Annotated in this window: 19 protein-coding genes and 1 tRNA gene; 9 read left to right on the top strand and 11 right to left on the bottom strand. The window is 61.9% G+C overall.

All coding sequences use genetic code 11. The features are described from left to right. The first annotated feature begins 66 nt into the window (after positions 1-66). Entirely contained in the window at positions 67-756 is a 690-nt protein-coding gene (locus HB375_RS10025; protein WP_167672852.1) for an HAD family hydrolase, read from the top strand. A gap of 68 nt (positions 757-824) precedes the next feature. Here HB375_RS10025 and HB375_RS10020 read toward each other — a convergent pair. Next, a tRNA-Val gene (locus HB375_RS10020) sits at positions 825-899 on the bottom strand. Between the two features lie 236 nt (positions 900-1135). Here HB375_RS10020 and HB375_RS10015 point away from each other — a divergent pair. Continuing rightward, positions 1136-1720 (top strand): L,D-transpeptidase, encoded by a 585-nt coding sequence (locus HB375_RS10015; RefSeq protein ID WP_167672851.1) that lies wholly within the window; start codon positions 1136-1138, stop codon positions 1718-1720. A 90-nt stretch (positions 1721-1810) separates the two neighbouring features. Then, entirely contained in the window at positions 1811-2317 is a 507-nt protein-coding gene (locus tag HB375_RS10010; protein WP_167672850.1) for a P-loop nucleotide/nucleoside kinase family protein, read from the top strand. Here the strand turns inward: HB375_RS10010 and HB375_RS10005 are convergent. Further along, complete coding sequence (locus HB375_RS10005; RefSeq protein ID WP_167672849.1) at positions 2314-2676, bottom strand: gamma-butyrobetaine hydroxylase family protein; 363 nt, start codon at positions 2674-2676, stop codon at positions 2314-2316. The two genes, HB375_RS10010 and HB375_RS10005, sit on opposite strands and share 4 nt — an antisense overlap. A 101-nt stretch (positions 2677-2777) precedes the next feature. Here HB375_RS10005 and moaA point away from each other — a divergent pair, with 101 nt between their 5' ends. The 3 genes from moaA to HB375_RS09990 all read left to right on the top strand — a co-directional run bounded on the left by moaA (position 2778) and on the right by HB375_RS09990 (position 5645). Further along, a complete protein-coding gene (gene moaA, locus HB375_RS10000; RefSeq protein ID WP_167672848.1) occupies positions 2778-3806 on the top strand; it encodes a GTP 3',8-cyclase MoaA in 1029 nt (342 codons plus the stop codon). 104 nt (positions 3807-3910) lie between these two features. Continuing rightward, positions 3911-4717, top strand: a complete 807-nt coding sequence (locus HB375_RS09995; protein WP_167672847.1) for a transporter substrate-binding domain-containing protein — start codon at positions 3911-3913, stop codon at positions 4715-4717. A gap of 61 nt (positions 4718-4778) precedes the next feature. Further along, complete coding sequence (locus HB375_RS09990; RefSeq protein WP_167672846.1) at positions 4779-5645, top strand: NAD(P)-dependent oxidoreductase; 867 nt, start codon at positions 4779-4781, stop codon at positions 5643-5645. Positions 5646-5658: 13 nt separating this feature from the next. On the opposite strand, the gene HB375_RS09985 is transcribed toward HB375_RS09990, so the two are convergent. From HB375_RS09985 to cobT, 5 genes are all read right to left on the bottom strand, one after another. Then, on the bottom strand, positions 5659-5865 hold the full coding sequence (locus HB375_RS09985; RefSeq protein WP_167672845.1) for a hypothetical protein: 207 nt from the start codon (positions 5863-5865) through the stop codon (positions 5659-5661). A gap of 11 nt (positions 5866-5876) precedes the next feature. Further along, a complete protein-coding gene (locus HB375_RS09980; RefSeq protein WP_167672844.1) occupies positions 5877-6668 on the bottom strand; it encodes an enoyl-CoA hydratase-related protein in 792 nt (263 codons plus the stop codon). Between the two features lie 139 nt (positions 6669-6807). Further along, the gene (locus HB375_RS09975) at positions 6808-8541 is read right to left on the bottom strand and encodes a methyl-accepting chemotaxis protein (RefSeq protein ID WP_167672843.1); all 1734 of its coding nucleotides are present in this window, start codon (positions 8539-8541) and stop codon (positions 6808-6810) included. Between the two features lie 189 nt (positions 8542-8730). Next, positions 8731-9258: a thermonuclease family protein gene (locus HB375_RS09970; RefSeq protein WP_167672842.1), complete on the bottom strand. Its 528-nt coding sequence runs from the start codon at positions 9256-9258 to the stop codon at positions 8731-8733. A gap of 2 nt (positions 9259-9260) precedes the next feature. After that, positions 9261-10289, bottom strand: a complete 1029-nt coding sequence (gene cobT / locus HB375_RS09965; RefSeq protein ID WP_167672841.1) for a nicotinate-nucleotide--dimethylbenzimidazole phosphoribosyltransferase — start codon at positions 10287-10289, stop codon at positions 9261-9263. Between the two features lie 75 nt (positions 10290-10364). Here cobT and cobS point away from each other — a divergent pair, with 75 nt between their 5' ends. From cobS to HB375_RS09950, 3 genes are read left to right on the top strand one after another with little or no spacing between them, the layout of a single operon-like run. Next, positions 10365-11204: an adenosylcobinamide-GDP ribazoletransferase gene (cobS, locus tag HB375_RS09960; protein WP_167672840.1), complete on the top strand. Its 840-nt coding sequence runs from the start codon at positions 10365-10367 to the stop codon at positions 11202-11204. Between the two features lie 15 nt (positions 11205-11219). Beyond that, positions 11220-11417, top strand: a complete 198-nt coding sequence (locus HB375_RS09955) for a DUF1289 domain-containing protein (protein ID WP_167672839.1) — start codon at positions 11220-11222, stop codon at positions 11415-11417. Beyond that, positions 11417-12109, top strand: coding sequence for a retropepsin-like aspartic protease family protein (locus HB375_RS09950; protein WP_167672838.1), 693 nt, complete (start codon positions 11417-11419; stop codon positions 12107-12109). Before HB375_RS09955 ends, HB375_RS09950 begins: the two co-directional genes overlap by 1 nt. A 90-nt stretch (positions 12110-12199) precedes the next feature. Here the strand turns inward: HB375_RS09950 and HB375_RS09945 are convergent, their stop codons facing one another. The 4 genes from HB375_RS09945 to HB375_RS09930 are packed head-to-tail and all read right to left on the bottom strand — an operon-like array spanning position 12200 to position 13774. Further along, positions 12200-12997 (bottom strand): ADYC domain-containing protein, encoded by a 798-nt coding sequence (locus HB375_RS09945; protein WP_167672837.1) that lies wholly within the window; start codon positions 12995-12997, stop codon positions 12200-12202. Positions 12998-13053: 56 nt separating this feature from the next. Continuing rightward, positions 13054-13284: a hypothetical protein gene (locus HB375_RS09940; protein ID WP_167672836.1), complete on the bottom strand. Its 231-nt coding sequence runs from the start codon at positions 13282-13284 to the stop codon at positions 13054-13056. Between the two features lie 14 nt (positions 13285-13298). Further along, entirely contained in the window at positions 13299-13529 is a 231-nt protein-coding gene (locus HB375_RS09935) for a hypothetical protein (RefSeq protein ID WP_167672835.1), read from the bottom strand. 14 nt (positions 13530-13543) lie between these two features. Beyond that, on the bottom strand, positions 13544-13774 hold the full coding sequence (locus HB375_RS09930) for a hypothetical protein (protein WP_167672834.1): 231 nt from the start codon (positions 13772-13774) through the stop codon (positions 13544-13546). Positions 13775-13894: the final 120 nt, after the last annotated feature.

Genomic DNA, 13894 nt, shown 5'->3' with positions numbered 1-13894 from the left:
ATCAACAAATCAGACCCTATTATTCTCCGGCTTGATTCAGGTGTCTCCAGCAGGTAGCCCAGCTCTATGGCCATTCACACCCCGCCCATCGCCGTCTTCGACCTCGACGGAACGCTGGCCGACACGGCCGCCGACCTCGTCGGCACGCTGAACGTCATTCTGGCGCAGGAAGGCTTGGCTCCGCTGCCCCTGGCCAAGGCCCGGGATATGATCGGAGCGGGCGCCAAGGCCCTGATCGAGCGCGGATTTCAGGCTGCGGGCAAGGACCTGGCACCGGCTCATCTCGACCGGCTATTCGAGCGGTTTATGGTCCATTACAGCGAGAATATCTGCGTCCAGACGGAGCTTTTTCCCGGTGTGCGGCGGGCGCTGAGAAGGCTGGAAGCGGCGGGCTTCATCCTCGCCGTCTGCACCAACAAGGTCGAAGAGCACTCGGTCAAGCTGCTCGAGGCGCTGGGCGTCGACCATCTATTCGCAGCGAATTGCGGGCGCGATACGTTTCCGTATTTCAAGCCGGACGCCCGACATCTCACGCTCACCATCGAGCGCGCGGGCGGCGATCCCCGCAGGGCGGTGATGGTGGGAGATTCGCGAACCGATATCGTAACCGCCCGGAACGCACGCATCCCGGTCATCGCTGTGCCATTCGGCTATACGGAAGTGCCGGTCCAGCAATTGGGTCCGGACATCGTCATCGACCATTTCGACCAGCTTTTCGGGGCGATCGGCAATCTCACGAGACCGCTGGCGGCCTGACACCCCCACCACGCGCAAACAAGCGCGGGCATAAGCACGAAAACGTGAACCGGCATGTCAGGAAGAAATGGTGGGCGCGACAGGGATTGAACCTGTGACCCTTCGCGTGTGAAGCGAATGCTCTCCCGCTGAGCTACGCGCCCTGACCAGCGCCTTCTAAGGTCGTTAAACCCCTGACGTCAAGCCAAAGAATCCGAAAGACGGCGAACAAAATTTTTCGGCCGCGAATTGTGTCGCCGTGACTTTAACGATGGATTGCGACGTGGCGAAAACACGACACCGTTGCACTTAGAGCTCCCGAAAGAGACTGGATCCGAAACGCAGCCATTGCGTTTAGCAAAGGCAAAATCCGCACCAAACCTGAATTCTCGAGGCTATCATGGGACGCTCTCGCGCTGCCCAGTACGGGCTTTTTTGTGTCTTCGCCGCCCTTGCCACCCCGGCTGCAGCCTTCACCGCAATCGATCCGCTGACCCGCCGGCCACTCTACCCCCAAGAGGACGCTCTGAGGGCGCAAGCCGCGCCAAGCGCGCGCGCAATCGTCGCCTTTGGCAGCCGTTTTGGGCCCGGCACCATCGTCGTATCGACGAGTGAACGGCACCTCTACTACACCCTCGGCAACGGCCAGGCGATCCGCTACGGCGTCGGCGTGGGCCGCCCCGGCTTCGAGTGGGCCGGCACGCATTCCATCACCATGAAACGCGAGTGGCCGGATTGGCGCCCCCCGGCGCAGATGCTGAGGCGTCGCCCCGATCTGCCGCGCTACATGAGGGGCGGACCGGACAATCCGCTCGGCGCGCGGGCCCTTTACATCGGCAGCACCTTGTATCGCATCCACGGCTCGAATGAGCCGGAGACTATCGGCGAAGCCGTCTCCTCAGGCTGCATCCGCATGACAAATGATGACGTGATGGATCTTTACAGCCGCGCAAGGGTCGGAACGCGCGTGGTCGTGCAGCGCTGATCGCAAGGAGATAAGTACATTGTGAAAGGCCGGCCTCACGTCGGCCTTTCCGACCTGGATCGCACTTGGAAATCCTGACATCGTCCGCTTATGCGACATGTCATTTTCCTCAATGGCCCGATCGGGGCGGGAAAGACCACCCTGGGCCGGGCGCTTGCGCCGGCCATGAATGCGGCCTTCATCGACAGCGACGACCTGCGTAATCATACAAGGACGTGGTTCGGAGAGATCCTCACCTCGTCGCGCCGGCTGGTCGATGCGGCACTGGCAGCGCTTCGCGAGAAACCGGCCGTCGTCATCGCCAAGCCGCTCCGCCGGCGGGATTGGGTCTTTTTCCACGGCACCTTCAAAGCACAGGGAATTGCATGCCATTGCGTCACGCTTTCCGCGGCGCAGGGCGCAATCCTCGCCCCCACGCGGGGCCGCGTCTTCGACCCCGGAGAACAGAGCCGGATCACGGAAATGATCGACCAAGGCTATGCCCCGCAGCCCTTCAGCGATCTGGTAATCGAAACCGACCGGCAGGACTTCGCCGAAACCGTGGCTCTCCTCGAAAGCCGATGCACGGCCATGTTGTTGGCAACCAACCCGAGCTAACGATCCCGGGATAAACCCTTGACTGCCAACTCATCGAGATAGGCTTGCCACCTGCCCTGCTGCTCGACCCCAAGCTGGTGCAGATAGTCCCACCCGTAGATTCCCGTGTCGTGCAGATCGTCGAAGACAAGCTTGACCGCATAATTGCCGATGGGCTCGACGCCGATGATTTCCACGTTGCGCTTGCCGGGCACGGTTTTCCGCTCCGCGGGGCTATGACCCTGCACCTCGGCCGAGGGGCTCGTCACGCGCAAATATTCGGCCGGAAGATCGAAAGCCGTTCTGTCATCGAATGCGATGCTTAAAGTCCGCCTGTCCTTGGCAAGACGAAGCTCTGTGGGCCAGCGCTCGGAACTCATGGGTGTTTCTCTCTTCCATGGTTTGTGATTTGACGTTAGCTGCCTGAGAGCTACGTTGAAAGCACGCATTCAAGTGCACGAACAGCGAGGATTTCTCCACCATGTGGGGATCATCGAGCGATCCAGTTTCCGGCCGTCCTCTCGTGGACCCGTTCGGCCGCGCCATCACCTATCTCAGAGTATCGGTGACGGATCGGTGCGATTTCCGCTGCGTCTATTGCATGTCGGAAAACATGGCCTTCCTGCCGAAGCGGGACCTGCTGACGCTCGAGGAGCTTGACCGCATCTGCTCCGTTTTTGTCGGACAGGGCGTGCGCAAGCTGCGCATCACCGGGGGTGAGCCCCTCGTGCGGCGGGATATCATGAACCTGTTCCGCTCGCTCTCCCGCCATCTCGATTCGGGCGCGCTCGACGAGCTGACCGTCACCACCAACGGCTCGCAACTCGCGCGCCATGCGGCGGACCTCGCTGCCTGTGGCGTCCAGCGGATCAATGTGTCCATCGACACGCTCGACGCCGACAAGTTCCATCGCATTACCCGATGGGGCGATCTCTCCAAGGTCCTCGACGGCCTCGATGCCGCGCAGCGCGCGGGCCTCAAGATCAAGATCAACACCGTAGCGCTGAAGGGCGTCAACGAGGATGAGATCGAGGGTCTCATCGCCTGGACCCATGGGCGCGGAATGGACTTGACCCTCATCGAGGTGATGCCGCTCGGCGAAATCGACGGACAGCGGATCGACCAGTTCCTGCCTCTCTCGCTCGTACGGGCGCGCCTGGGCGCACGTTACACGCTGGACGAGATCGACGAGCGCACCGGAGGGCCTGCACGCTATGCCCGCGTGAGGGAAACCGGTGGAAAGTTGGGCTTCATCACCCCGATGACCCACAACTTCTGCGAAAGCTGCAACCGCGTGCGGCTAACCTGCACCGGCCAGCTTTTCATGTGCCTCGGCCAGGAGGACGCCGTCGATCTGCGGGCGCCCGTCCGAGCCTCCGACAACAACGCTCTTCTCGAAAAAGCCATCATTGACGCCATCGCGCGCAAACCGAAGGGGCACGATTTCATCATCGACAGGCGCCATGCGCGACCCGCCGTCGGCCGGCACATGAGCATGACGGGCGGTTAATTTCCTAACGTTACTTTGGTGTCAAAGTATCTCACCGGCAGGTTGATTGACTGTTCAAGCTTTTCAAGGGATATCCAGCCTTAAATTATTCAGGCTGCACAAACGTGAACGTTTCGGGTTTCGGGCGAAGACTGGCAATGCTTGCGGGCCTCGTCGTGTGGCTCTCGGCAGGCCTTTCCGCGACCGCGCAAGAGACGCCCGCATCTCCCCCTAAGCAGACCATCCGCGTCGCCGTCGAGGGGGCCAATCCGCCGTTCAACTACATGGACCAGAACAACGAGCTTCAGGGTTTCGAGATCGAACTCCTGAAAGCCATGTGCGAGGTCATGAAAGCGGAATGCGTGCTTGTCCCACACGAGTGGGACGGGATTTTGCGCGGCCTAGTGAACCGCGACTATGACGCGATCGTGTCGTCGCTCGAAATCACGGAGCGCCGCAAGAGGCGCATCGCATTCTCGGCGCCCTACTACCGGATTCCTGCAGCCTTCATCACCCGCAAGGGCTCGGGTCTTCGCGAGGTCACGCCGCAGGGGCTGGCAGGCAAGACTATCGGGGTGACGGATCGCAGCGATTGGGCGGAATATCTCGACCAGTTCTACAAGGATTCCGAAATCCGGCCCTATTCCAAGGTCGACGAGGCCAATCTCGATCTTCTGACCGAACGGATCGATGCCGTTTTCGGTGACAGGCGCTCGCTTGCCGCGTTCCTCTCCTCCCGCGAGGGCGCGTGCTGCCGCCTGATCGGCAATGCGCCCGCCGACCCGCCCTATCAGCATCAGATTTACGGCATCGGCTTGCGCAAGAGCGACGACAGCCTACGGGAGCAGTTCAACAGCGCCATCGCTCACATCATGGCGGATGGGACCTATGACGCCATCCGCGCGAAGTACTTTCCCTTCGATATCAAATAGGGCCGTTTGACCGCCGCCGCTGCTCTCCATAGAACCATTCGGGACGACAAGGGAGCAGACAATGGCGAAGGTCGCATTTCTCGGGCTTGGGGTGATGGGCTACCCCATGGCGCGGCATCTCAAGGCAAAGGGCCATGAGGTCACGGTTTATAACCGGACCTTCGCAAAGGCCGAGCGATGGGTCTCTGAGAACGGCGGTCGCGCCATGAAAACGCCGCGCGAGGCCACCGAAGGACAGGATTTCGTTTTCGCCTGCGTCGGCAACGACGACGACCTGCGTCAGGCGACCTTGGGTCCCGACGGAGCCTTCCACGGTCTGAAACCCGGCACGATCTTCGTCGACCACACCACCGCCTCCGCAGAAGTCGCGCGCGAGCTTTATGCGGCGGCGAAGGAGAAAGGCGCGGCCTTCATCGACGCTCCCGTCTCCGGCGGCCAGGCCGGTGCGGAAAACGGCGTGCTGACGGTCATGTGCGGCGGCGATGCGGATGTGTACGCGAAGGCCGAGCCGGTCATCATGAGCTTTGCGCGCGCCTGCCGCCTGTTGGGTCCGGCGGGCTCTGGCCAGCTCACCAAGATGATCAACCAGATCTGCATTGCAGGTCTTGTGCAGGCCCTGTCCGAGGGCGTCCATTTCGGCAAGAAGGCCGGGCTCGACATCGAGGCGGTGCTCGACGTCATCTCGAAGGGCGCGGCAGGGTCGTGGCAGATGGAGAACCGCGGCAAGACCATGAACGAGGGCAAGTTCGAGTTCGGCTTCGCCGTCGACTGGATGCGCAAGGACCTCGCCATCTGCCTCGCGGAAGCGCGGAAGAACGGCGCGAGCCTGCCTGTCACCGCTCTCGTGGATCAGTTCTATGCCGACGTGCAGAAAATGGGCGGCAAGCGTTGGGACACGTCCAGCCTGATCGCGCGGCTCGAGCGCTAATCGCAGCGCCGATCTAACGGCGGGTCATCGTCAGGTAGAGGATGAACCCGCCGATCCCGATGGCGAGCGCGAACAGCACGAGCTGGCGCGCTTCACCAGAAAAGGCGGCGTCGCGATACATCTGCGAGAGGCGCGCGGCGCGCTCAGGATCGCGGGACATGAAAAGGCCGATCACGACAAGAAGCGTGAGGAGGCCGACGATCCAATAATTGTATCGCATGTACTCATCCTTCACCGCCCCTCAAACCGCGGCGCGCGCTTTTCGCGAAAAGCCGTGATGCCCTCAATGAAATCGCGGCTGGCGCCCACTTGGTTCTGCAACCGGGCCTCCAGCTCAAGCTGCGTCTCAAGATCGTTCGACAGGCTCCCGGCTACCGCCTGTTTCATCAGGCGATAGGCAAGTGCCGGTCCGCCGGCGAGGCTTGCTGCGAAGGCCGCCATGTCCCTGGCGAAGGTTGCATCGTCGAAAACCTTGAAAACGATCCCCATGCGCTGCGCCTCGTCGGCAGGAATCGGTTCTGCAGTCAACATGAGCGCGAGCGCCTGCTTGGGCCCAACAAGACGTGGCAAAATCCAGGTGCCGCCCGCATCGGGAATGAGACCGATCTTCGCAAAGCCCTCCTGAAGATAGGCAGAGCGGGCCGCGACCGCCACGTCGCAGGCGAGCGCAATGTTCATCGAGGCCCCAACGGCAGGGCCGTTCAAGGCCGCGATGGTCACCTTCGGATAATTTGCGAGCCTCAGCACGAGCGCATTGTAGTCCCGCGCAAGCGCAGGCCCGAGTTCGATGCGTCCTTGCGCATCGCGTGGCATCTCCTCGGTCAGATCCTGGCCGGAGGAAAAGGCCCTTCCCTCTCCTGTGAGCACGACAACGCGAACCGCATCATCCTTCTCGCAGCGATCCAACGCCTCACGCAATTCGGCATGCATCGCCGTATTGAACGCGTTCATCTTGTCGGCGCGGGCGAGTGTGATCGTGGCGACCGCTCCGGTCACGGCGCAATGCAGGGTCGTCTGGCTCATTCATCGGCTCCTTGCGGTTAAGCTGGAGCATAGGGCGGAACCGGCTCCGCGACACTGGCAAATGGGTCAATAAGGGAAAAACGAAGAAAGCCGCCCAAGGGGGGCGGCTTTCGAAAATCTCACGAAGTTCGTGAACTTGTCAGGCGGCCTTCACGCCGTAGAGGAAGTCCTGAACCTCGCGGCCAAGATCCTCCGAATGGCGTGCAAGCCCCTGCGCCGCGTCGAGCACCTTGGCGGCGACGGAGCCCGTCTCGCCCGCGCCCTGGCGGACGTCGGTGATATTGCCGGTGACATGATCCGTGCCGCGCGCGGCCTCCTGCACATTGCGGGAGATCTCCTGCGTTGCCACGCCCTGCTGCTCCATGGCGGCAGCGATGGTGACGGAAATTTGGGACATCTCGGTGATCGTCTTGGCGATATCCTGGATCGCCGCAACGACCTCTTCCGTGGCCTGCTGGACGCCCGCGATCTGGCTGCCGATTTCCTCGGTCGCCTTGGCGGTCTGGCTGGCCAGTTCCTTGACCTCGGACGCGACGACCGCGAAGCCGCGGCCCGCCTCACCCGCCCTCGCCGCCTCGATGGTGGCGTTGAGCGCAAGCAGGTTGGTCTGGCCGGCGATGTTGTTGATCAGCGCGATCACGTCGCCGATTTTTTCCGCCGTCGATGCCAACGTCTGCACGGTCACATTCGTGCGCTGCGCGCCCTGGACCGCACGATCGGCGATCTGCGAGGATTGGTTGATCTGCGTGGCAATCTCGCGGATCGAAATCGACATTTCCTCCGTCGCAGCCGCAACCGTCTGCACATTGGCCGATGTCTGCTCGGCAGCCGAAGCCACGGTGGCCGATTGGCGGGTCGTCTGGTCGGCAATCGCCGCCATGGACTTGGCCGTCGCTTCCATGTCGGTCGCGGCGCCGGTCAGCTCCTGCGTGAGGACGGAGACGTTCGCCTCGAAGCGCTTCGTCAGTTCGTCGAGCTTTTGAGCACGACGCATCTTGGCGTCGGCTTCGAGAGCGGCTGCCTCATCGGCCTCCTTCTTGGCGATGAGCGCGGCCTTGAAGACCTGGACGGCGTCAGCGATCGTGCCGATCTCATTCTTCTCGCCGCGATGAGGCACGTCCGCCATGAGATCGCCTTCGGCGAGAGCCCTCATGGGTGCTACCACCGACGCAATGCCGCGCGAGATCGAGCGAATGATGACGACTCCAAGACCGGCGCCGAAGATCGCGGCAGCAGCAAGAATGGCGATGACCCACTGGAGCATGCGCTCATAATCCGCCTGCGCTTCGAGATAGTTTTTCTCCGCTTCGGCAACGACGCTCTCGACGATTTTTTCGAGAGCCTCCTGCGCCTTCCGGAAGGGCTCGATGGTTCTTCCGTTGAAGTGCTGACGAGCCATCGCCGTTTGGCTCTGCTGCGAGTACTTGAGGACTGCGGCGGCCTCCGTCGCATAGGTGCCCCAGTTCTGGCTGAATTCCTCGTAGAGAGCGCGTTCCTCGGACGTATTGATGAGGGCGACAAAGGCGGTGCGAGCTTCCGCCAGTTTTTTATCAAGTTCGACCGAGCGCGCTTCCGCCTCAAGGATCACGTCCTCATCAACCGCGAGCGTATGACGCAGAAGCGTGCCCCTGAGATCCGCCGTGATCGCGTTGATCGCGCCCGACCAGCGAACGCTCGGAAGAGAGGCGGTGTTGGATTCAGCCAGGAGACGGTTGAGGTTGCGGACCTCGATCAGTCCCTGCAGGCCGACAAGCAGCGTCAGGACGAAAAGCACAGCGAACGCACCGATCAGTTTTGACCTGATCGACAGTCTTTGAAGAAACCTCATCTCATCACCCGCCTCGCGACGGACCCCGGTAACAATGATTGCCATATTCTCGCCATCATCCTTACCGTAGGAATTTAACGAAGGGTTTAAGTATACTTATAATTTCAAATCCATATGACGCAGGGTAATTTATGTTATAAAATTAATATAGCGCAGACTTTGCCTTCATGATCGCGGGGAAATCTCGCCTAAAATTCTGATGGACCTGATAAATTCGCGAGAGCGGATGCAAAATTAGGTCGAGCGGCCGTGTTTCCGACGCCACTCGCGCGGATAGTCGAATGATCCGGCCCACAGGCCGACGGCGCGATGCCGGGCGCGCGTTTCCTCCCAGGTATAACCGCCATAGGCGACGGCCCAACCCTCTTCGACCAATCGCGCGCCGATATCCTTGCCCTCGACAGTGCACCGGGCCAGAGAGCGCCGATAACGGTCGCGTCCCGACAGGCGGCATTCCACCTGCTGCTTGAGAAGGATCGCAACCAACGCATTGCGCGCTTCCTCGCCGCAGAGATAAGGCTGACCGGCCCTGACGCAGGTCTGTTCCAGTTCCGGTGCATCGATGCCTTTGAGGCGGATGCGCATCTCGTTGATCCGGATGGTATCTCCGTCGACCGCATAGGCCCGCCCCTCGGCGGGCTCCTTGGGGCTGAGAAGCAGGTTCGCCCCGGCCGCCAGGCCCAGCGCCAGCACCAAGGACGCAAGCCCGCGGTGAGACGAGCGCGCAGCGAAGGGGCGACGAGGGAACCGGGACTGGAACATGTTTATGACAGGCGTTCGGAAACGCCTGCCTGACCGAAAGTCGCCATGTCACGATGAACGGTGGCGGCGGTTTTCACGATGCCGACGGCGAGTGCCGCGCCCGTCCCCTCGCCAAGACGCATGCCGAGCGCCAGAAGCGGGATTTTGCCGAGGCGCTCCAGCACGTCCTGATGCGCGCCTTCCGCCGAAACATGTCCGGCGATGCAATGGTCGATGGTCGAGGGATGGATGGCGTGCAGAACCGCAGCAGCCGCAGTCGTGACGTAGCCGTCGAGAACGACGGGGATGCGCTGCAGCCGCGCGGCTAGGATCGCGCCTGCGATGGCGGCAACTTCGCGTCCGCCGAGGCGGCGCAGCACTTCGAGCGGGTCCTTCAGATGATCCTTGTGTCGGTCGAGCGCCCCCTCGACGGCTGCAATTTTGCGCTTCATCCCCTCATCGTCGACACCCGTGCCACGCCCAACCCAATGCGCCGCCGGGCCGCCGAAGAGAGCAGTATAGATCGCGGCGGCGATGGTGGTGTTGCCAATGCCGAGTTCGCCGACGGCGAGCAGGTCGGTGCCGCCTGCAATCGCCTCCATTCCGAAGGCCATGGTGGCGACACAGGCTTTTTCGTCCATCGCCGCGTCAGTCACGATGTCGTTGGTCGGCATGTCGATGGCGAGATCAAACACCTTGAAGCCGAGCCCAAGGCTCGCGCATATCTGGTTGATGGCAGCGCCGCCTGCGGAAAAGTTCTCCAGCATCTGCCGGTTCACGTCAGACGGGAACGCGGAAACGCCGCGCGCCGTCACCCCATGGCTGCCGGCAAAGACGCAGACCATCGGACGATCCACGGTCGGCTTCGGTTTGCCCTGCCAGGCGGCGAGCCACTCGTTCAGCCATTCCAGGCGGCCTAAGCTGCCGGCTGGCTTCGTCAGCTGCCGGTCCCGCAGCCGCACAGCCTCGACCGCCGCCTCGTCCGGCCCGGGAATCGTCGTGATCAGGCGGCGGATATCGTCGAAGGGCGAGGAAGGCGCGGTATCGTTCATGGGGATCCAGCCTATGAGGCATTGAAGAATGAGGTCAGGCGTGACCTATAACGGGCTGTGCACACGGGGTGAAGCATGTCCGATCAATTGCAGAAGGCACAAACCGCCGCGACGACGCGCGCTTGGCAGGAATTGCTGACCGATCTCGCCCGTTGCCTGCGCTTTTATTCTCGCCTTCCGGTGTCCACCCTGCCTTGGGAGCATGACCCCCATGCGCTGCCCGAATTTCAGAGATTGACGCGGGTTCTGCCGGTGGCGGGGCTCGTGCTCGGCCTGTTGCCTGCGCTGGTGCTGGCCCTCGCCCTCTTTCTCGATCTCGGCCCCTGGCTCGCGGCCATCCTCTCCATCGCCGCGATGACGTTGACCACCGGCGCGTTCCATGAGGACGGGCTGACCGATACCGCCGACAGCTTTGGCGGTGCGACTCGCGAACGGCGGCTCGCGATCATGAAGGACAGCCTGATCGGCTCCTATGGCGCATCCGCGCTCATCCTGGCCTTCGCTTTGCGGATCGGCGCGCTGGCGGCCCTGGCAGACCGCCTCGCCCCCCTGGCAGCCTGCATCGCCCTTCTGATCGTAGCCTCGCTCTCCCGCACGGCGGGCCTGATGCCCCTCGTGCTGCTGCCCCCTGCCCGTCCGGATGGTGCCTCCCAAGCGGTCGGACAGCCGACACGCGACGCGCTGTGGCTCGCCGCCGCCATCGCATCCTTACTCGCCGTCGTGCTCGGCATGATCGCCGGACTGGCTCCCTCGGGCGTCGGCCTGATGATCGCTCTGTCGGCGCTCTCAGGGCTCGCGCTGACGCGGTTCGCCGCGCGGCACATCGGGGGGCAGACAGGCGACATCGCGGGAGCGGCGCAACAGGTCGCGGAGATCGCCGCGCTGATCGGCCTCTTGACCGTCACCGCACCGTAACGACATGAAGCAATCATGAGCCCCGCTTCCACCCCCTGCATCCGCGTCTGCATGCTCGATCCCGAAACGGGTCTGTGCGAGGGGTGCGGGCGCACGCGCGAGGAAATCGGCACGTGGTACCGCCTGACTGAGGAAGAGCGGCTGCGCATCATGGCCGAACTGCCCGAGCGGATGCGGCAAGCCTTTGCTGTCGAGCCCGATAAGGCCTCCTGATGCGTGGCGCGCGCAGAGCGGGATTGCTTCTTCTCGCAGGAGCATTCCTGATTGCCGTCCTCGTCGAAGAGCCGATTGCCGATTTTTCGCCGTTAGAAACCGCGCTCGCCGTCAGCTTCTGCGCGCTGACGCTGATTCTGGCCGCCGGTATCATCGAGAATTTCAGCCGTCACTGGACCTATGGCGTGCAGGCCACTGCCGTCAGTGCGGGGATTCTTCTGGCTGTGCTCGTCGCCTATTCCGCCCGGCATGAGTTTGAAGCCGTTATCGACCGCGCCATTGGCGATGTCTCGCTCGGGCGCACCGTCGTCACCGACAAGGGCGAGGTTGTTGCCGCGCGCAAGCTGGACGGGAGTTTCGTGCTCACTGCCAAGGTCAACGGACGCGACGGCCGTTTCATCTTCGACACGGGCGCCAGCACCGTCGTGATCCGCGCGGAAAATGCCGCTGCCCTTGGCTTCAAGCCGGAGGACCTGGATTATTCCGTGCCAGTCTCCACTGCGAACGGCACCGCGCTTGCGGCGCCGGTCATCATCCCGATCCTTTCTGTGGGGCCAATCACCGAGCGCAATGTGGAGGCCCTGATCACCCCATCCGGAAGCTTGCACACCAATCTTCTCGGCATGACCTTCTTAGAGCGCCTCGGATCTTACGAGGTTCGCGGCAACCGGCTGATCCTGCGCAGGAAATGAGTGCCGAATAATTCTTTCAGGGGCAGGCACGCAGCTAAGGGGAGCGCACAGACGATGCAGAAGCCCGGCAACGCAGCAGCAGCGTGCTGCCTACCGCTTTGTGCGCCAGGTCAGGACCGATTCATTGTAAATTAGCGCACGCGGATCGTCCCGCACCGCTTCCTCATAGCATTTATGCGGCCCCAATCGTCCCTTGAGCCGGGGCGCCCTATCGGCCAATTCGTCCAACGTAATGTTGTCGGCAATGCGGGGATGGGCGACACAAATGGCCCCTTCCGTCCCCCAGGCGGCCTCGAACTCCATCCAGGAAACGTGGCCGGGATTCTGAATGCCGAAGCGGTCGATGATGTTGATTTTCGTCCCGTTCTTCGCGGTCGGCCGATCATCCCCGGTATAATCGGCGCGCAACATGTGGACGCAGGCGCGATGCAGATCGCGCATCGGAATGCCGTCCTGAGTCTGCCAAGGAAAATAGCCGAAGAGGATGCATTTGCCCTCGGCTCCACTCGTGCATGTCAGGGAAAAGTCATCCGCTCCGTTGGGATAAGCGATCGCGGCACGCTCTCCGTCAGGATCGACCTGGCACAGTTCTTTGAAAGCCCCCGTTTCTCTGTCCTTCACGGACATCCGATAGAAGGTAAGCGGCAACCCGCGCAGTCGCGTTTCCAGCGCAATATCATCAATGCGTATTTCCCGCTCATCCGCCCCTGTGCCCAGGAAGAGCCTCATCCCGGTCAGCGTCTGCCCTCTCAGTACTCTGCCGTCACTGAGCTTGAGCACGAGGTCCATACCATCGGCTTGAAAGCGCCCTTCCAAAGCCGAAACAGATGCGGGAGAAAATTGCGCGAAAATCAGCAGCGCGAAAAAGAGGATTAGTCGATGCACCATACTCGAACAACCCTCTCGCCTTGTGGCGAGAGGGTCTTTCATTATGCGGAGAACGTTTACTTGATCTCGACACGCGAGCCGTCAGGCAGCACGACGGACTTCGAATGCGCCGCCTTGCCAACCTTGAGGTCGGCAAGCCCCTGGTCCGTCAGGCCGGTCGCGCTCACACCGTTCAAACCCTTCGGCGGATCGCGGTCATCATCATAGCCAAAGAACGCACTAGCCTGCGTCGCGCTGAACGCGGAGATGGCAAGCGCCAACACCAGAACGCTTTTACGGATCGTCATGAGTTCCTCCTCGCTTACTTGATCTCGACACGCGAGCCGTCAGGCAGCACGACGGACTTCGAATGCGCCGCCTTGCCAACCTTGAGGTCGGCAAGCCCCTGGTCCGTCAGGCCGGTCGCGCTCACACCGTTCAAACCCCTCGGCGGATCGCGCTCATCATCATAGTGAAAGAACGCACTAGCCTGCGTCGCGCTGAACGCGGAGATGGCAAGCGCCAACACCAGAACGCTTTTACGGATCGTCATGAGTTCCTCCTCGCTTACTTGATCTCGACGCGCGAGCCGTCAGGCAGCACGACGGACTTCGAATGCGCCGCCTTGCCAACCTTGAGGTCGGCAAGCCCCTGGTCCGTCAGGCCGGTCGCGCTCACACCGTTCAAACCCTTCGGCGGATCGCGCTCATCATCATAGCCAAAGAACGCACTAGCCTGCGTCGCGCTGAACGCGGAGATGGCAAGCGCCAATGTGACAGCACTTATACGAGTTACCATGTTTTCCCTCCTTCGGGATTTACCAACGCGCCGACCGTTGGAAGGCCGAAGCGCACAAGGAGGTTATTTTTTATGAAACGTTATATCAACTATTTTCGCAAAGAATTTAAATCTCTGCTT

This window comes from Microvirga terricola (assembly GCF_011777495.1).
Classification (GTDB): Bacteria; Pseudomonadota; Alphaproteobacteria; order Rhizobiales; family Beijerinckiaceae; genus Microvirga; species Microvirga terricola.
Note: the sequence above shows the minus strand (reverse complement) of the source record. Positions and strands in the feature narration are given on the sequence as shown.